This is a genomic window from Arenibacter hampyeongensis (assembly GCF_002909255.1).
Lineage (GTDB): Bacteria > Bacteroidota > Bacteroidia > Flavobacteriales > Flavobacteriaceae > Arenibacter > Arenibacter hampyeongensis.
Window position 1 is genome coordinate 178,024 of record NZ_PIOB01000005.1, and the last position, 19,922, is coordinate 197,945.

Annotated in this window: 9 protein-coding genes; 7 read left to right on the forward strand and 2 right to left on the reverse strand. The window is 38.7% G+C overall.

The window, feature by feature from the left end; translation table 11 throughout:
* The 3 genes from CWD91_RS13955 to CWD91_RS13965 are packed head-to-tail and all read left to right on the forward strand — an operon-like array spanning window position 1 to window position 3,399.
* Window positions 1-1,386, forward strand: coding sequence for an aldehyde dehydrogenase family protein (locus tag CWD91_RS13955; RefSeq protein WP_103441572.1), 1,386 nt, complete (start codon window positions 1-3; stop codon window positions 1,384-1,386).
* A gap of 40 nt (window positions 1,387-1,426) precedes the next feature.
* Complete coding sequence (locus tag CWD91_RS13960; protein ID WP_103441573.1) at window positions 1,427-2,599, forward strand: iron-containing alcohol dehydrogenase; 1,173 nt, start codon at window positions 1,427-1,429, stop codon at window positions 2,597-2,599.
* Window positions 2,600-2,601: 2 nt separating this feature from the next.
* The gene (locus tag CWD91_RS13965) at window positions 2,602-3,399 is read left to right on the forward strand and encodes a type 1 glutamine amidotransferase (RefSeq protein ID WP_157943795.1); all 798 of its coding nucleotides are present in this window, start codon (window positions 2,602-2,604) and stop codon (window positions 3,397-3,399) included.
* 111 nt (window positions 3,400-3,510) lie between these two features.
* Here CWD91_RS13965 and CWD91_RS13970 read toward each other — a convergent pair whose 3' ends face one another.
* The gene (locus tag CWD91_RS13970) at window positions 3,511-5,772 is read right to left on the reverse strand and encodes a GH92 family glycosyl hydrolase (RefSeq protein WP_103441575.1); all 2,262 of its coding nucleotides are present in this window, start codon (window positions 5,770-5,772) and stop codon (window positions 3,511-3,513) included.
* A 476-nt stretch (window positions 5,773-6,248) separates the two neighbouring features.
* On the opposite strand from CWD91_RS13970, the gene CWD91_RS13975 reads away from it, so the two are divergent.
* Both CWD91_RS13975 and CWD91_RS13980 read left to right on the forward strand, forming a co-directional pair.
* On the forward strand, window positions 6,249-9,395 hold the full coding sequence (locus CWD91_RS13975) for a SusC/RagA family TonB-linked outer membrane protein (RefSeq protein ID WP_103441576.1): 3,147 nt from the start codon (window positions 6,249-6,251) through the stop codon (window positions 9,393-9,395).
* Between the two features lie 25 nt (window positions 9,396-9,420).
* Window positions 9,421-10,962, forward strand: coding sequence for a RagB/SusD family nutrient uptake outer membrane protein (locus CWD91_RS13980; protein WP_103441577.1), 1,542 nt, complete (start codon window positions 9,421-9,423; stop codon window positions 10,960-10,962).
* Between the two features lie 307 nt (window positions 10,963-11,269).
* On the opposite strand, the gene CWD91_RS13985 is transcribed toward CWD91_RS13980, so the two are convergent.
* Window positions 11,270-13,174, reverse strand: a complete 1,905-nt coding sequence (locus tag CWD91_RS13985) for a helix-turn-helix domain-containing protein (protein WP_103441578.1) — start codon at window positions 13,172-13,174, stop codon at window positions 11,270-11,272.
* 598 nt (window positions 13,175-13,772) lie between these two features.
* Between CWD91_RS13985 and CWD91_RS13990 the strand changes: the two genes are divergently transcribed.
* Window positions 13,773-16,319 carry a phosphoenolpyruvate carboxylase gene (locus CWD91_RS13990; protein ID WP_103441579.1) on the forward strand — a complete coding sequence of 849 codons (2,547 nt, stop codon included), beginning with the start codon at window positions 13,773-13,775 and terminating at the stop codon, window positions 16,317-16,319.
* Window positions 16,320-16,792: 473 nt separating this feature from the next.
* A complete protein-coding gene (locus tag CWD91_RS13995) occupies window positions 16,793-19,831 on the forward strand; it encodes a PAS domain S-box protein (RefSeq protein WP_103441580.1) in 3,039 nt (1,012 codons plus the stop codon).
* Window positions 19,832-19,922 lie beyond the last annotated feature (91 nt).

Genomic DNA, 19,922 nt, shown 5'->3' on the forward strand with positions numbered 1-19,922 from the left:
ATGATAAAAACCATATCACCTATAGACAACAGTATTTATTATACTGCTGAAGAACATGGCCCAAAGGACATTGAGCAGGCCTTAAGTTTAGCACAAAATGCTTTTTCATTGTGGTCCGATTTATCTATTGCAGAACGAGCAAAATATATCACATCTTTTGTAGAGGCTATTGTTCAGGATAAAAATGAAATTGCCCTCGAAATTACTTGGCAAATGGGTAGGCCATTGGGCCAATCGCCTGGGGAGATAAAGGGATTTGCAGACCGAGCCCATTATATGATCGGTGCTGCTGAAGAGGCTCTAACCGATTATAAGGTGGTAGATAGCGCGAATCCGGATAAAAGATGGGTAGAACGTGTACCCATTGGCGTAGTTGGCGTGCTAAGCCCTTGGAATTATCCTTTCCTGACCTCTGTAAATGCTATTGTTCCCGCTCTAATGGCAGGAAACGTGGTGGTGTTAAAGCATTCTTTTCAGACACCTTTGGTTGCGGAACGATATGCCAAGGCAGCTGTGAAGGCCGGCTTACCGAAGGGTGTTTTTCAAATATTACACCTGAATCATAAAAATGCGGCCCAATTAATTGCCGATACCAGAATTGATGGGGTGTACTTTACAGGTTCTGTACAAGGGGGAATAGCCGTTCAAAATTCATTGCTGAATAAGTTTATTCCCTGTGGTTTGGAACTGGGAGGGAAAGATCCCGCCTATGTAATGGCCGATGCCTCTTTGGACAACAGTGTAGAAAATTTGGTGGACGGGGCATTCTTTAATAGTGGGCAATCCTGCTGTGGTATAGAAAGGATTTATGTCCACGAATCCCTGTACGACAAGTTTGTTGATGGATTTGTAGCGTTGACAAAGCAATACAGCTTAGGAAATCCTTTGGATGCAGGGACCAATCTTGGACCAATGGTGAAGACAGATGCGGCTAATTACGTAAGGAAACAAATAGAACAGGCATTGGGTAAGGGGGCAAAGTCCTTGGTGGCCGAATCTCTGTTCGCAGCTTCCAAAAGAGATACTCCCTATTTATCCCCTCATGTGCTGGTGAATGTGGATCATAGCATGGACGTAATGAGCGAGGAAAGTTTTGGACCTGTTGTTGGAATAATGAAGGTAAAGAACGATGAAGAAGCATTGCGGTTAATGAATGATTCCCAATACGGACTTACCGCTTCCTTATGGGGCAATGACATGGATAGAGCCTTTAATCTGGGAAGGAAAATAGAAACTGGTACTGTGTTTATGAACCGCTGTGATTATTTGGATCCTGCCTTGGCTTGGACGGGTGTTAAAAATTCAGGAAAGGGCGTTACACTGTCAAAAATTGGCTATGACCATGTTACACGGGTAAAGTCGTTTAACTTTCGAAAAGGGAAATAAGATTTATAAATCAATTTATTGAATTAAAAAATAAGAATTAATGCAGTTAGCAAATACAAATTGGAATTATCCTACCACCATCTGGTTTGGAAATGGCAGAATAAACGAGATATCACAGGCTTGCAAAAAATTGGGGATCAAGAACCCTTTATTTGTTACCGATGAAGGTCTGGTAAAATTGGATATAGTAGAAAAAACTATAAATATTTTAAAAAAGGACGGATTAAAATTTACCGTGTACAGTGATGTACAGGGAAATCCTACTGAAAAAAATGTGGTCGATGGAGTAGCCCATTATTTAAAAAATAAACATGATGGAGTTATTGCCTTTGGTGGTGGTTCTGCCATAGATGCAGCCAAGACAATCGCATTTATGTCAGGACAGACAAAGTCTCTTTGGGATTTTGAAGATGTGGGCGACAATTGGAGTTATGCGGACCTCGCAGGTATTGCTCCCATTATTGCTGTCCCGACTACTGCCGGCACAGGGTCTGAGGTGGGTAGGGCATCGGTAATTTTGGATGAAAAATTACACACCAAGAAAATCATTTTTCACCCTAAAATGTTACCGGCTATAGTGATATCCGATCCTGAATTGACTTTGGGCTTGCCTCCCCATATTACTGCATGGACAGGGGTAGATGCTATGGTACATGCCATTGAGGCATATTGTGCTCCGGGATATCATCCGATGGCCGAGGGTATTGCTATTGAAGCCATCCGTATTATTGCCAAATATTTGCCGATTGCTGTTAAGGACGGAAAAAATTTGGAAGCTCGGGGACAAATGCTGGTAGCTGCTTCTATGGGAGCCACAGCCTTTCAGAAAGGATTGGGCTCCGTGCATTCCGTGGCCCATCAATTGGGAGCCATATACAATAAACAACACGGTTTACTAAATGCTATAATATTACCATATGCCTTAAAACAGAATAAGGCAGCTATTGAAGATAGAATGGTGCATTTAAGCAAAGTCCTTGGATTGGAAAAGTTAGGTACCGAGGCTATTATCGATTATATAATAGGGCTGAGAAAGGAATTGAACATTCCCCATACGCTAAAGGAAATAGATATTAATGCTGATAAGGCCAAGGAAATAGGTGAAATGGCCTTTAAAGACCCATCAACACCTTCCAACGCCAAACCTGTTAATGCAAAGGATTTGGAGCAACTTTTTAGAGCTGCTGTATCCGGTGAAATAAAAGGACTGTAAAGGTGAAATTATTAATAGTAGAAGGCAATAACGAACAAACACGCTTACTTAGGGGAACCTTTGGGATACCACCATATCATCTAATGTTCCAGGAAATGTTAAGGGGCCTGGTTCCAGGAGCAAAGACAGATTTTGCCTTTCCGGCAGATGTTGACAGTGAATTGCCCACTGATGCACAGTTGAAAAATTATGATGGTGTATTGTGGACCGGCAGCTCTCTTAGTGTCCTCGATGACATCCCTGACGTTCAACAGCAATTGAATTTTGCCGATGAGGTTTTTAAGAGCGGTGTACCATTTTACGGCAGCTGTTGGGGTATGCAGATAGCCACTGTAGTTGCTGGGGGCAAGGTGGCACTTAGCAAGAACGGTTTGGAGTTTGGTGTCTCCAAGCCCATTGAACTTACCGAACTTGGTAGGCAAAGTCCATTGTTCGCAGCCCGTAAATCTGCTTATTCTGCCCTGTGCATTCATTTTGATGAGGTGTCTGAAATTCCTAAAAATGCCCATGTTTTAGCCAGTAATTCCCATTCCAAAGTGCAGGCCATGACATTTGATTATAAAAAAGGTTCATTCTTTGGGGTGCAGTACCATCCAGAATTCAGTACCTCGGATATGGCCATGATAGCTTCATTTTTGTCGCAAAAACTGGTTGATAACCATGCTTTTAAATCCGTCACGGAAGTACACGAATTTTGTCTTTTATTGAGGGAGCAAAACGGATTTCCACCTGAAATTAGCGATTACCAACTCCATACCCAAGAAATAATGGCTTGGTTGAAACTTATTTCAAGCATGTAATTGGAATATACTAAATAACAGAATGAGGATGGGTCAAACTATGGGAACCATCCTCATTTTTTTTTTTATTGAAACCACAACGAAGGCTTTTAAATAATAATGTTCTCCTTTTTAGTTGTTTATAAAAGCGTTTGCATTGGGGCTTTTTCCCATTTCAAATTCAAGGACATTGCCGTTCATTATTTGGGTATAGGTGATAAAAGGTTCATCCAATATCTTCCCATCCAATTTTAAGGATTGAATGTACATATTCCCTTCTGATAGGTTATTGGCTTTTATTTTAAATGATTTTACTTCACCATTCTTGCGCAAGTTAAGGGTGAATTCTGGAAATTGCGGAGCCCCAATAGCAAATATTTCAGTTCCTGGAGTGACAGGGTAAAATCCCATTACACCAAAAACATACCAGGCGGACATTTGTCCACAATCATCGTTTCCGTTGATTCCCAAAGGGTGATTTCTATAATTAATGGTTGAGGTATGCTTACGAATAAGCTCTTGGGTTTTCCAAGGTTGCCCTGCATAGTTGAATAGGTAGGCATAATGATGCCCCGGCTCATTATCATGGCGGTAATGCTGTCCATCAAAATTTTCGTTTAATTTGGCGGCATACTTATCCTTTCCACCGAAGAGTTCAATGCTTCCTGGTATGTCGTGCATGGCTCCAAATAAATAGGTCCATCGTCCCCCTTCGGTAAAACCTTCCTGTACATTTTTGTCCCAATCACCATTGAATAGTCGCGCGTTAAGAAATCCGGTCTCCTTGTTGTAAAGGTTTTTGTAGTTTTTACTCCAACCCATTAATCGCTCATAATCTTCCATTTTGCCCAAATCTTTGGCCATTTGGGCAATGCTGTAATCGTCTATGCCAAACTCAATGGTCCTTGTAACGGATTCCCGTGTCTTATCTGCTGCTACATATCCTAAGGAATGATAGTAGGTTAGTCCGCCTCTTGCTTCATATAAAGTACCTTCATCCCGATCGCCCCAAGGCTTTTCGGTATCCCTATAAGGTGGGTGCATGGCATTTTTTCTCACAGCTTCATAGGCCAGATCCAGGTCGTAATCCCTGAAGCCCTTTATATAGGCATCTGCAATTACGGCGTCGGCATGGGTCCCCGTCATAATATTGGTATAGGTGGGATTGGGCCATTTTGGCAGCCACCCTCCCTCTTGGTACATCTGCAGCAAGGATTGTATCATGGGACTTACCCGTTCTGGATGTGTAAAATGTAGAAGGGGGTGTAGGGCCCTAAAAGTATCCCAAAGAGAATAATCGTTATAAGAAACCCCTTCATGGACCTTGTCATCGAACGGACTGTAATAACGGCCATACTCAGAAAACTCCCTTGGAAACAACATGGTGTGGAACAAGGCGGTGTAGAAAATACTTTTCTGATCTTCCGTTGCTCCATTTACTTTTATTCTGGAAAGATTTTCCTGCCAAATATCCCGAGTATTTTCCACTACTTTATTAAAGTCCCAATCCGGAATTTCCTTTGATAGGTTTTCACGGGCCTGTTCCAGGCTTATAAACGAAGTGGCAATTTTGACTTTTACTTTTTCATTCTTTTCTGTTTTGAAACTTATATATCCGCCCATTCTGGCTCCCGTCTGCTCCCTACCCATTTCTTTGATATCGGGCTCTGTCCTAAAGGAATTCCAAGTTCCAAAACGCTCAAAAGATTTGTCAAATTGAATTATAAAATAGCCTTTAAAGTTTTTGAGTTCCGGTCCTAAATGGGAAGACATCCGCTCAGGGTTATATCCAGCAATTTCCCTTTTATCTTCATCTATATTGATATAGCCGTGAAACGCCTTTTTGTTTTCCGTGATATTAATACCCTGTATAATGATATGGGATTCATCGGACTTCGGGAATGTGAATTGGAAGATGCCACATCGCGATGCAGCGGCTATTTCTCCTTTTATCCTTTGTCCTTTATCACCCATGGAAACACTGTAGTAATTGGGTTTGGAAATTTCATCCTTATGGGTAAATGGCAAGGCCCGATCTTTGGGGAGAAGCTTAAGCTTCCCCACTTGCGGCATTACCGATACATAGCCATAATCGCCCATCCAGACCGTAGGTTGGTGCGTTGCCATAAACCCTTGAACAGTATTGTCCTCATAGAAATAAGGCATTTCACTGATCTTATTTTCCCGGGTTTGGACTACAAAATTGGTCATGGCAAATGGCGTTCCCACGCATGGCATGGTGCCTCCTCCGTCCCTTCCATCCATGAAGCCAGAGGAAGGGGTTCCAATCAAAGGGTTCACATAGTCAACTTCTATTTTGTTTTGGGCGGACAGCACTGTTATCCACAATAAAAGTAAAAGGAAGGGGTGCAAGGATTTCTTATTCGTTTTCATATAATAGATAAATAAGCTTAAACTTTTGGGCAATCCTAAATATGAATTGCATAGGGTGCTAATCAAAAAAACAATAAAATATTGATAATGGGAAAGATATGGAAATTAATATTGTGCAAAGGTTTGCATTATTTGAGAAACTGTTGCAAAACGTTTTTATGATTTTATATATGAGAAAGAACGGGGAAAACATAAAGGAGTACCGTTCAGGAAACGTAGAATTTACAGATTTTATGCCAACTTAACCAGCTGTTCTTAAATATGTAGCATACCCTGTAAATAAGGGTTGCGTTTGGTGATTCTTGAAAATATGTAGGAAAGAACTCTAAAATTCATGAATTTTAGAGTTCTTTTTTCTTTAATCCGCAACTTTCCATTTTTCTTAGGATACATTTAACAATTGTATGCAATTGCTTTTAACTCGGCTTGGCATGCGAATTCAAAAAAACAATTAACTAACTAAAAATCATTTATTTATGAAGATTACACTATGTAAATGCCTATTGCTTGTGGGAACATTTTTATGTTTCGGGCTGGCAGAGGCACAAACGGTGACGGGGAGTGTTTCGGATCAATCCGGACCCTTGCCTGGGGCGAACGTATTGGTAAAAGGTACAACCAACGGAACGCAAACAGATTTTGACGGTAATTTCACATTGGAAAATGTGAATAGTAATGCCACTTTAGTTTTCAGTTATATAGGTTTCAAAACTTTGGAAATACCTGTAGGCGGAAAAACCACAATTAATGCTGTATTGGAAGAAGATGCCAGCGAATTGGAAGAAGTGGTGTTGATTGGTTACGGTAGTCAGAGGAAATCGGATTTAACAGGTTCGGTTGGACAAGTTGATACCGATCAGCTGAAAGAGCGCCCAGCTACATCGCTTAACCAGGCTTTATCTGGTAAGATTGCCGGTGTACAGGTAAACACCAATTCGGGTCGCCCGGGTGGTAAATCGAATATCAGGGTTAGGGGTTTTAGTTCCATAAACTCTTCCAACAACCCGCTATACGTGATAGATGGGGTGCAGTTACCCCAAGGTAATCAAGCTAACTTTAGTTCAGCTATAGATTACTTAAACCCTAATGATGTAGTATCTATTGAAGTGTTGAAGGATGCTTCCTCAACGGCGATATACGGTGCACGTGGTGCTAACGGTGTTATTTTGGTGACTACTAAAAGAGGTCGCGCTGGTCAGGGTAGGGTGACTTACGATGTTGACTATAGTGTAAACCAATATGGTCCAAACAGGGCTAAGGCATTAAATTCCGAACAGTATGCCATGATAGAGCAACTTTCTTGGGAAAACACACAAAAATTTGATCCTGCTGGCTGGGCTGCTGGGAACTATGCCCAGTATGAGCCTAGGCTTAAAAGAGCCAATCCCAATGTGGCTTATCTTTTCGATAGTGATGGTAAGGCAATCTATGATACCGATTGGTCCAAAGAGGTGGTACAACATAAATTATCACAAAACCATCAGTTGGGTTTCTCAGGGGGTAATGAAAGAACAACATATGCCATCTCACTTGGAATTAGGGATGATCAAGGTCTTTTCAAAAATACCTACCTCAAGCGTTATTCAGGAAGGTTTTCAATTGATGATCAAATAAAAACGTGGTTAAAGATCGGTGGTTCTTTGAGCTATAATAACCAAACTGAGAATTTGGCCGATACCAATGACCAAGTGCCACGTAGAATGGTTGAAGATTACCCTTTTTACCCTGCTCCTTTTCATACGGGCGGTCCATTGGAAGGTCTATATGCCAATAACAGGGATTATCCCTTTGCGGAGGGTACCCGAAATTCGGTGAACTGGCTTGACAATAATGAGTATATTTTAAATACTCAAACAACGGCAGGAAGTTTTTATACCAATCTTAACTTTACCAAGGAATTGGAAATGAGAACGGTTATTGGGACAAATGTACTTACCCAGGAGAACAATGAATTCCGAAATAGTGTTCTGGATAATAATGCGGTGGCCAGGGCACAATCTAGCAACGAAAAGCAGACATTCTGGTCAATTGAAAACTACTTGACCTATAATAAGAAAATCAATGAAAACAATTCATTGACGGCATTGTTGGGTTTATCTTGGCAACAGTCGAACCAATTCTTTGTCAACGCTGATTCTAGAAACTTTCCCACTGATTTCTTTCAATTCAACAACTTGGGTGCAGGATCTGATAATATAGCGGTACAATCCTTTGCAGACAGGGAAGCATTGAACTCCTATTTTGGAAGATTGAACTATAACCTAATGGGCAAATATTTGTTTACGGTTACCGGTAGGGCCGATGGTTCGTCGAAATTTGGTGATAACAATAAGTTTTCCTTTTTCCCCTCAGCAGCGGTTGCCTGGAGGATTTCGGACGAGGATTTTCTTGTAGATAACGCCCTAATTTCGAACTTAAAACTTAGAACAAGTTATGGGGTTACAGGTAACTCCGAAATACCACCTTATTCTTCCTTATCTCTATTAAGCTCCAATTATGCCGCAATATGGAACGATAGTCGTATTGGCGGAACTGGTTTGAATAGGTTGGCGAATCCGGATTTGAAATGGGAAAAGACCGCACAGTACGATGTTGGTTTGGAATTAGGCCTATTTGATAATAGAATTAGCTTGGAAGCGGATTATTACTACAGAAAAACCACCGATATGCTCTTGGATGCCCCTGTTCCACAATCTAGTGGGTATGCCACCATAAGAAGAAATGTGGGTTCCATGGAGAACAAGGGTCTTGAACTTGGGTTATCAACCAAGAATATAGTAACCGCTGATTTAACCTGGACTTCCTCCTTCAATATTTCTATGAACAGAAACAAAGTACTTTCCTTGGCCACACCCTCGGATATCTTTGGGGTAGGTGGACCTGGAATTACCAACGAAACCAGTATTATAAGGGTCGGTGAACCCGTAGGTGCCTTCTGGGGTCTAACCAGATTGGGTGTTTGGGGAACTGACGAAGCCGCTGAAGCGGCTAGTTTCGTAAGCTACCGAAACGGTCTTACTATTCTTCCTGGTGATATCAAATACAAGGATTTTAACGGCGACAAAATTATAAATGATGAGGATAGATCTATCATCGGTAATGGTTACCCAACAGCTTGGGGGTCATTTACAAATTACGTGTCCTATAAAAATATTGATTTCACCTTGGAACTTCAATATTCTTGGGGTAATGATGTAATGGATATGAACTTGCACTCCAGCGAGGACAGACAAGCGCTAGCCAATAGTTATACTACAGTCTTGGATGCTTGGACTCCTGATAATCAAGATACAATGATTGCCCAGGTAAGGGATACGCGTGCTGGTTATGTAACCAATGTGGATTCTCATTGGGTAAAGGATGGTTCCTTTGTTCGTGGTAAGAATATCATGCTAGGGTATACTTTTGATCAAAACTTGGTTGAACGTATGCATTTGAATAAATTGAGATTGTACGCTTCGGCACAAAATTTCTTTTTGTTGGTAAATGATGAACTACTTGGTGATCCCGAGGTAACTCCTATTCGTGGTGGTGAGGGTAACAATGTCTTCTCACAAGGAATGAAATGGCATGAATATCCAAAATCGACAACATTTGTAATTGGTCTGCAAGTCGGTCTGTAATTAATAAAATTTAAAATAAGATATTATGAAATTTGATATAACAAAACACATAGGAAAGTTTTACCTCTGTTCGCTAATGTTGCTGACAACGGTGGGTTGTTCCGATTTTTTGGATGAATCCGATCCATCAAACCTAACACCGGACAGCTTTTACACTACAGCCAAACATGCCGAATCGGCCATTGCTGCCGTTTATGCTGATGCTAGGTTCGTGGGAGACGGCGCGGGTATTTTCTCGTCCAATTGGCAATTATTGGAAGCAGTTACTGGAACTTCCACTACCCAAACGGCACAGAACTCGGATTTAAACAACTTGTATTCCTTATCCTACGATGCAAATACATTGCATATTCGTAATTGGTGGCGTGGAGCGTATAAAGTCATAGCCAACGCCAACTTAGTTCTTGAAAATGTACCTGGTATAGAAATGGACCCGGCACAAAAGAACAAAGTATTGGGAGAAGCGCGATTTTTTAGGGCTTGGGCTTACTTTTACGTTGTTAGACTTTGGGGAGATGTTCCTTTGATTACACTTCCACAAAGTGCCAATTCCGAAGACTTTAACCCTACCCGTAGCCCTCAGAAAGCGGTTTATGATCAAATTGTGGCTGATTTGGTAGAGGCGGAAGGAGCAGGATTGTCATGGACAGATACTAGTGGACGGGTATCCCAAGCTGCTGTCAAATCCTTATTGGCAAAGGTATATCTTACCATGGCCGGAAATCCCCTTAATGAAACCGCACGCTATGCCGATGCTGCCAGTAAGGCCAAGGAGGTTATAGACAATGCAGGACCAATAGATCTTTTTGATACTTATGCTGAGGTTCATGATGAAAGTCTGGGCAATATGGTAGAGCATATCTTTAGTCTTCAATATAATGATGAGGTAGCTGGGAACCCTATGGGCAACATGTTTCCTAATTTCCAACCGGTAACCTATCGGGGACCATCTGGAACAGGAAGTTCAGTGCCAGAAATTGAATTTTACAACTCATATGAGGCGGGAGATCTAAGAGCAGTGGATCGTGAGGGTTGGTTTTATAGCAGTTACTATACCAATGGTAGCGGAGCGCTTTTTGATTTGGGCGCACCTTATATCTTTAAGCATTTCAATGTTACTGCCAACGGTACGTTCGGTGTTCCTGGTACGGCTAAAGACAACTTAAATATGCCTATTATACGTTTTGCCGAAATATTGTTGATCTACGCAGAGGCATCCAATGAGGCAACAGGGCCCAACCAAGATGCAGTTGATGCTTTAACAAGGATAAGAGATCGAGCACAGTTGACAACTCCTGCCCTTGGTGCATTTACCCAAGCATCCTTAAGAGAGGCAGTTTGGAAAGAGAGATGGTACGAGCTTAGCTACGAACAAATTACTTGGTTCGACATGGTACGCCTTAGAAGAGTGCTTAACAGTGAAACGGGTGCCTTTGATAATTTTGTTGGGCATGTTAACCTGAGCTCTGATCAGGCGCTTCAAGATAAACATTTGTTGTTTCCACTTCCAGAACAGGAAATGATCAACAATCCAAATTTAACACCTCAAAACCCGGGGTATAATTAATAAAAGACCTATAAAATTAAATTCACAAGATTTTAAGGATATGAGTTTAGTTTGAGTAAATTGGTTTTTAGTAATTTGAAAAGGCAGTATCCAGTTCGGGGTACTGCCTTTTTGCTTTGATACACCTCATATAATATACCAATGTCAACCCTAGGAATAAGTTAGCCTAGTTTAGGTCAATTTCCTGACCATTTGCGGGCTTGCTAAGCGGTTAAAATGAGCAGGATCTGGGCAAAGTACACAGTGTGGGAATACCAGTATAAAAGTAAACAGTACCTCAAGTAATTTGAAAGGTAAAATGGAATTCTTAGCCTATCTTTTTTAAAGTATATGTAGTTGCCTTGGTTTTGTTCTTAATTTCAAAGGAGTTGTTAAGCTCATTGATAAAGTTTGAAGGTAGTATTCCCAATCTCTTTTTAAACGCAGCATTAAAAGTATTTAAGTTATTATATCCCAAAGAAAAGGCGATATAACTCAATTTGCTGTTCCTAAATTCAATATCCTTAAGTAATTTTGGTAGCAAATAGTTTATTCTTAATTCGTTGATATAGTTGTTGAAATTCGATTTTTTTTCCTGATTTATAACTTGGGAAAGGTATTTGGGATTGGTTTTTAATTGCTCAGAAAGCTGATGCAAATTACATTGTGGGTCTAAGTAAAAATTTTCCTTTTCCAGTTTCTCCAGTTTGGTCATAATAATATTCTTAATATCCTTGTCAATTCTGGGCTGTGTCTTGGGGATATCTGCACTTTTTCTTTCAAGGGACCATTGGGTCTCCATGTGTTGTATTCCATTTAGTTTCTCGCTCATACGCAGCTGTATTTCTGCAAGATCGATGGTTCTTTGAAGTAACAATTTATTTTTCTTTTTTACTTTGAGGTAGGAAAAAAGGGAAATACTGCTTATAACCAATAGTAAAACAAGAAAAATGATAATACCTTTAAATTGGGCTCTCTGGGCTACATTTTCCAATTCTAGGATTTTTTTCTTCTGCAATACTTCTTTTATTTTTCTTTTGGTCTCCAGAATAACAATTTTTTGCTCTTTTTCATTGGTAAAGAGAGAGTCGCTTATGGCTTGGTATAAGACTTTATAATCGTTGGACTTGGAAAGCTGGTTTGTTTTTGCGTATAGTTTACTTAAAACCAAGCTATTGCGTTTTATAACATCGAATGCATCTATGCTTTCTGCAGCTTCAATACTGTTTTCATAATTTAGAATTGCCTCGGCAGTGTCCTTGGTCTGCAAATACAATTCAGCTTGTACCGTTAAAGCTCTTGGGATTCTAAAACGATAATTATTTTCGAAATTAATTTCCAATGCCTGGGAGATATGGGTCAAAGCCTTATCATGCTCCCCTATGGACATATAAATATTTGCAATATTGCTGTGAACGGACGCAAGTATATAACTACCTGCGGGCGGGAGCTTTTTTTCTATCTCCAGAAAAAACGCATATACCTTTAAGGCGCCTTTTGGGTCATTTAAATTTGCAGTCATTTTAGCAATTTCATCTATTTTCGGATAGATGTATTCCGTTTTTTTGAGCTTAAGAATGTAATGGAGCCCTTTTAGACAATAACTTAAAGATTTTGAATAATGCTCTATTCTTAAGTAGTAATGTGATAAGGCCGCATTGGCCTTCATTAAAAGATAATCATTTTTGCTTTTTTCTGCATTGTCCAACAGTTTTAAACCCGTTTCAAGAGCATTGTCGTATTCCCCTCGTTCTGTGAAAATGTCAGATTTTAAGGTAGCTATATCCCCATATATTTCTGGATAGCTGGTAGTTCCCACCAATTTTTGAATCTCAAGCGCCATTTTCATGGACTCATCAAAATTGCCCTTTACAAATAAAAGATATGCCCTATTGTATTTGGCCTTTAGAACACCTTCCTTAAATGCAATTTTCTCTGAAAGCGCTATGGCCTGATCGTTATAATTGCTGGCCAATTCTGCAGATTTGTGAATATATGCCGTGTATAAATTTAATAGGGTGTTGACCTTATCCTTACCTTGTGTACGTCCTATTTTGGCTAGTAAAAATTCGATGTCCAAAAATTCTTCCTTAAAGTTGTCTTTATTTTTAATTAGGCTATGTACATCATCCAAATAAGAATCCACAGAATCTTTTTGGGTTTCATTGGCGCTTAAATGATTAAACAAGAATAAAATGGTCAACAGAAATGCAATCTTGGTTAAGTTATTCATGGTTTATTTTTTTAATACTTGTTGCCTTTGGGGGTTTTTGTATTTAAGGGTCCAAGGTTCGCAATTTTAGCTTTTGGTAATATAAAAGCTAAAATTGAATTGGGTCCTTAATCAAAAGGGCAATAAAATATTGATAAATATAAATATAGATAATTAAATATTAATGGAAATTTAAGAATAGGAGCGTATTGGTTGTGCAAAGGTTTGCATGAACACCTATTTAGCAAAGTATCGGTTTACTGTTCAACGGATATGGAAAGTTCTGTGGTTTGTTTTTGACTAGGCCTATTAAAGGAGTTGGCTAAAACTGGAGGAAACCAAAAAGAGCCTTGCCGGTATGGCAAAGCTCTTTTACGAGAACACTATATGAAAATGAAAAAATTACTTTATCTATTATTACATTGTAAATATACCCGGTTGTAGTGCGTCTGGAAAATTATTGTTGTGAAGTGGATTGATTTTGAGGTGTCTCCATTAAATTTTGATGTTTGGAGAATAATTCCTGCTTCAAATCTAAAAATATGCCGATATTTAATTTTTGAAATTCATGTTTCCCTTTTATACGGGAAATGATCATGTAGAATGTAATTTAAGATGTATGCATCAATTAGAGAGATTAGACGAGTTTAAAAAATCGGTACATAACAAGTTCAATATTTATAATAGCTTGTTCCTTAATTTGCCGTATCAAAATATTGAAAATGTAGGGATGCTTATTCCATTATTACTGGATCAGGCGGAAAAAGGGTTAAAATCCGGGAAGAATCCACAGGAAATTTTGGACGGTTTTTTTCAAAACTATGCAAAGATCGATTCTGAAAAAGACAGAATAGATTTTATGTTCCGGATTATTCAGTATGTGGAAAGACAGGTGGTGTTATATGACAGTGTTGAGGATGCAGCCTTTCCAAAGCTACAGAAACACAGTAGTTCGTTGACTATTGGTGATTATTTTCAGCTTGTCGACAAAAATAAAAGTTGGGACCAGATTTCAGAAAAATTGTCCACATTCAGTGCTCGTATAGTTTTGACGGCACATCCCACCCAATTTTACACTCCTGCTGTGCTAGATATCATTAGTAATTTAAGGAGTCTTATTTTGGAAAATAAAATTAATGATATTGATCTTGTGCTCCAACAATTGGGACTAACCTCTTTGATCAATGCCAAAAAGCCTACTCCCTTGGATGAAGCCAAAAATATAATATACATTTTAAGAAATGTATATTATGATGCTGTTGGTGACTTATATGCCTACATCAAGGATAATATTGGTGATATGGATTTTAATAATCACAATATCATGAAATTAGGGTTTTGGCCTGGTGGGGATAGGGATGGAAACCCTTTTGTGACATCCAGTATCACCAAGGATGTTGCCGACGAGCTGCGTATTACGCTAATGAAATGCTATTATCACGACGTAAAGAACTTGCAGCAAAAATTGACTTTTAGGGAGCTTCAGGATGTAATGGCCAATTTAAGGGAAAGGTTGTACAATACCATGTTCGACGCCAGCAAGGTGTTGCGTTACAATGAAATTATTGAGCCGCTTCTGGAAATGAGGTCGATATTGATTGATAAATACCATAAGCTATACCTAAAGGATTTAGATCATTTAATAGATAAGGTAAAGATATTCAGAACTCATTTTGCCACCTTGGATATTAGGCAAGACCACAGTGTCCACAAACAAGTGGTTGAAGCCATTCTTAAGGAGAACGGATATATTTCTGAAAACATTGATGAACTGGATAAGCAAGAATTAATAGATATTTTGCTTCATAAGGATATCAACCTACAAAAGCAGAAATTTGAGGAAGATATTGTCCAAGAAACCATTCAGAATATCTTACAGTTAAGGGGGATTCAGGAGAAAAATGGCGAAGAGGGATGCAACCGTTATGTTATCAGTAATTCCGAGAATATTTTTTCAGTTCTATTCGTATTCGGACTATTTAGATGGTGTGGTTGGAAATCGGATAAAATTACCTTCGACATAATTCCTTTGTTCGAGACTATGAAAGGAATGGAAAGTTCTGAAAATACCATGAATGAATTGTTTGATCTCCCTGCTTATATAAAGCATGTAGAACAACGCAGAAACAAACAAACCATAATGCTTGGTTTTTCAGATGGCACCAAGGATGGCGGATATGTAAAAGCCAATTGGGAAATTTTCAAGACGAAGGAAAAATTGTCTGCAGTATGTGATCAAAATAATATTAAGGCTATATTTTTTGACGGTCGTGGAGGACCACCGGCCCGTGGAGGAGGAAAGACCCATAGATTTTACGCCGCACAAACCAAAGACATCGCAAATAATGAAATACAATTAACCATCCAAGGGCAGACCATAACAAGTACCTATGGCACCAAAGAGCAGTTTATTCACAATTGCGAACAATTATTGACAGCAGGTCTTTCCAATAATTTGTTTGGTAAGGAAAATGTAATTTCCAAAGAGTCGAGACAATTATTGGAAGCGCTGTCCGATCTAAGCTTCGAAAAATATGATGACCTAAAGAATCATGATAAATTTATCCCGTATTTGGAAAATAAGAGTACTTTAAAGTATTATCAAAAAGCAAATATAGGCAGTAGACCAGGTAAAAGAGGTCATAAGAAAAAATTGGAACTTACAGATTTAAGGGCCATTTCATTTGTGGGGTCTTGGAGTCAGCTTAAACAGAATGTCCCTGGCTATTTCGGTATTGGAACTGCTATTAAGATTTTAAAAGATCAAGGGAGAATTGAGGATGTGAAAAAGTTATTCAAAGAAGTTCCATTGTTTAAGGCTCTGATGCTCAACAGTATGATGTCATTGGCCAAATGTTATTTTGAATTGACCAGCTATATGAAGGAAGATAAGGAATATGGCGATTTCTGGAAGATCCTATATGAGGAATATCTACTGTCCAAGGAAATGTTATTGCTTATTTCAGATTCCAAGATATTGATGGAAAAGGAATCAGTTTCTAGGGAGTCGGTTAAAATCAGGGAAAATATTGTGTTGCCATTATTGGTCATCCAGCAATTTGCCCTCCAACAAATGAGTAGGGACACCGAGTATAAGGATTTATATGAAAAAATAGTAATTAGGTCTTTATATGGTAATATAAATGCAAGTAGGAATTCTGCCTAATGTCATAAATAAAGGTATATAGGAGTGCATAGAAGGATATAAAAAAGGATAGCCTAACATGGTAGGAAATGCTGGGAGGTTTTTCAAATAACCTATCTTTTTTTGTGTCCTTTTCCCGCTTTTTATATGAGATGGGTAATTTCTTAAGTGAATATTGTTTTAAGCCAGATATACCTTGTCAATTTTGAAATCGTTTTAGTTAACGGTTTCTTTGTTTATATTTGGGGATATACTGGTTTCTCAAATACATTATGTCTATAGCGATCGGGAAAAAAGTCACGACTACTAGGTATTCCCCCCTCTCCTTTTAAGCGGCATATAATGGCGTGCAAACTGTGCGGCACAACTATGCTGGGTAATTTTGATTTAAGCGGGGTTAATTTTACCTGCTGGTCTTAAGCACTAAAATTTCGGATGCAATTAGGTGTATAGGAGGTTTAAGGAAATGATTACATTTAAAATAGGAGGATTATATGCCAATAAATAATAAGAATACCTTACAACATGAATTTGGCGATCTATTAAAAAAGGAAGGGGATTTTTTAAGTCCCAACCAAGAAAATTTTACGGATGGCATATGGTGTTGGAATTTAAAAAATCCAGAAAAGGGTGGTATTAGTTATAAATTGTCAGAATTACTCGGTTATACTTCAACATCAAAAAAGGTTATAGGGGTCAATTTTTTATCATTGATCAATATGAAGGATCTAGTTCTTATCCAAGACGCCTGTAAAAGGCATATTAACGATTCTGCAAAACACCCTTTAAATATTGATATAAGATTGAACCATTTAAAGGGTTATTCCCTGTGGTTCAATTTAAGAGGTAATTTGATATTGGACGAATCTGGGGATGCCCATGCACTTTTGGGGTCTGCCTTCAGTATTGAAAAATACAAAGAAAATGAAAGACAATTAACGGATTGGAAGGAACATTATAAAAATGTTGTAAAGGGGGCCAATATTGGGATATGGGAAGGTAATTTAAAAACCGGAAATATAGTTTGTAATGAAAGATGGGCCGAAATGTTCGGATATACATTGGCAGAGCTGGAACCATTAAACTATGGCACTTTTTTAAAGCTGGTCCACCCGGAGGATAATAAGTTGATAGATATTTCTTTGGAAAACCATGTTAAAGAAAGTGGTATATATGAGGTGGAATTTAGAATGCAACATAAAATGGGGCATTGGGTATGGGTCTTAAGCCGTGGAGAGATTTCCAAATACAATGCAGAGGGCATAGCCGAAATCGTATCAGGCATTCATTACGATATAAGTAGTCGTAAGGCCAATGAAATCTTGTTGGAAAAGTATAAAAATCTATTTGAACGGTCTAGTGAAGCTGCAAAAATTGGGTATTGGGAAGTGGACCAACAGGAAAATATTGTTTTTTGGAGTAAGGTCAATAAGCAAATACACGAGGTTTCGGAAGATTATACACCAACATTGGAAGCAGGCTTGGATTTTTATTTGAAGGGTGAAAATCGTGAACGTATAAAGAAGATTGTTTCTCAATCTCTCGAAAAACCTATTGAGTTTGATGAGCATTTGCAAATAAAGACGCAGAACGGTAACTTGAAATGGGTGAGGGTAATAGGTGTTTCCGAGCATATAGCCAATAAGTGTGTAAAGTTGTATGGACTCATACAGGACATTGATGAAATTAAAAAGGTACAATTGGAAATTAGGTTTAGGGAGGAGCAATTTAGGCAAACCTTTAACCACTCTGCAATGGGAATGGCTTTGATTGATGGTAAAAATAAATTGATAAAGGCCAACAAAAGATTTTGCCATATTTTCGGTTATACGGAGGCTGAATTACAGCGGATAGATCTTGAGCTTATTGCATATCCAGACGACTTAAAATTAAACAGAAGCTATATAAAAGAATTGTTTCTTGGTAGGCATAAATATATAAGGTTAGAACAAAGGTTTATACACAAAGAGGGATCTGTTATCTGGGCCAATATATCCATGTCCGCAATACATAATGACCAGGGGGACATTATTCATTTTGTATCCCAAGTACAAGATATAACAAAGCGTAAACAGAATGAAATTCTATTGGCCCATAACACGGACATAATGAAGCGCATTAATGAAGCTGCCAAAATTGGTATCTGGGAGCTGGATTTAGGAACCAATACTGTTTATTGGAGCCCTACCATAAAAAAAATGGTAAAGGTACCTGAGGATTATGTCCCTGCCTTAGAAGAAGTATATCCTTTTTTTCAGGAAGGGGAGCACAGGGAAGTCCTTATAGAGGCTATAAAAACGGCCACCGAAAAAGGCGAAGGTTTTGATCTTGAACTACAGGTAGTTTCTACGGATCAAACCGTATTTTGGTCCAGAACAATTGGGATTGCGGAAATGGTAAATGGGGTCTGTACAAGATTATATGGTTTTTTTCAGGATATTGATGAAAAGGCCAAGGCTACAAGAGAATTGGCGGTCAAAGAAGAGGAGTTCAGAAGGTCTTTTAAACATGCCGCAATTGGTATGTTGGTTATAGATTTGCAGGGAAGGTTGAGTAAGGCCAACCCTAGAATATGTGAAATATTGGGATATAGTGAGACCGAAGTTCTTGAAAAAACAATATTTGATTTGGCACATCAAGAGGATATGGGTAGACTTAAGGGCATGTTGGTGGAAATTGAATGTGGGGGACAAGTGTCGTTTAAGTTGGAGAAGCGTTGTGTGCATAAAAATGGGGACTATGTTTGGGTAAATGCAGCAATAGCCGCCGTTAAAAATGACGCTGGTAAGGTTACTCATTTGGTGGCTCAGATTCAGGATATTTCAGATAAAAAACAATTGACCGAAAATCTTACGGAGCATAACAACCGCCTGATCAATTTTGCCCATATTGTTTCGCATAATTTAAGATCACACACTAGCAATATTTCCATGTTGTTGGATTTGGCATTTCAAGAGGATCCCAATGTAATTAAAAATGAATACTACCGCAATATTAAGGTAGTTTCGGATAATATGAACGAAACTATTCACCAGTTGAGCGAGATTGTGGAGATAAATTCACAAGTGAGTTCAACCTTATCCTCTCAAAACTTATTAAAAAGGGTCCATAAGGCAATGAAAACCGTTGAACCTCTAGTTAAGAAAAACAAGGCGATAATCCATGTGGATGTGGCGGACAATATTAATGTATTGGCAGTACATGCCTATCTGGAGAGTATTATTCTAAACCTTATAACCAACGCTATAAAATATAGATCTCCCGAACGTTTGCCAGAATTGAAAATAGCCGGTGGGATAAATGGAGAATATGCTTTTTTAAGTTTTGAGGATAACGGACTTGGTATCGATTTGGAACGATACGGTTCAAGGCTTTTTGGGATGTACAAAACATTTCATAGTCACCCGGAAGCACGTGGCATCGGACTTTTTATCAGTAAGAATCAGATAGAAGCCATGGGTGGCAGGATCGAGGTAGAAAGTGAATTAAATAAAGGCACTAAATTCACGGCATATTTTAGATTCGTTTTATAAAATAGGGTCATTTTTATTATTTGCTGATAGCGATTCTGAAAGAGCATTAAAGCAGTTATGTTTACTATATAACAATTTGTTAATAATCATT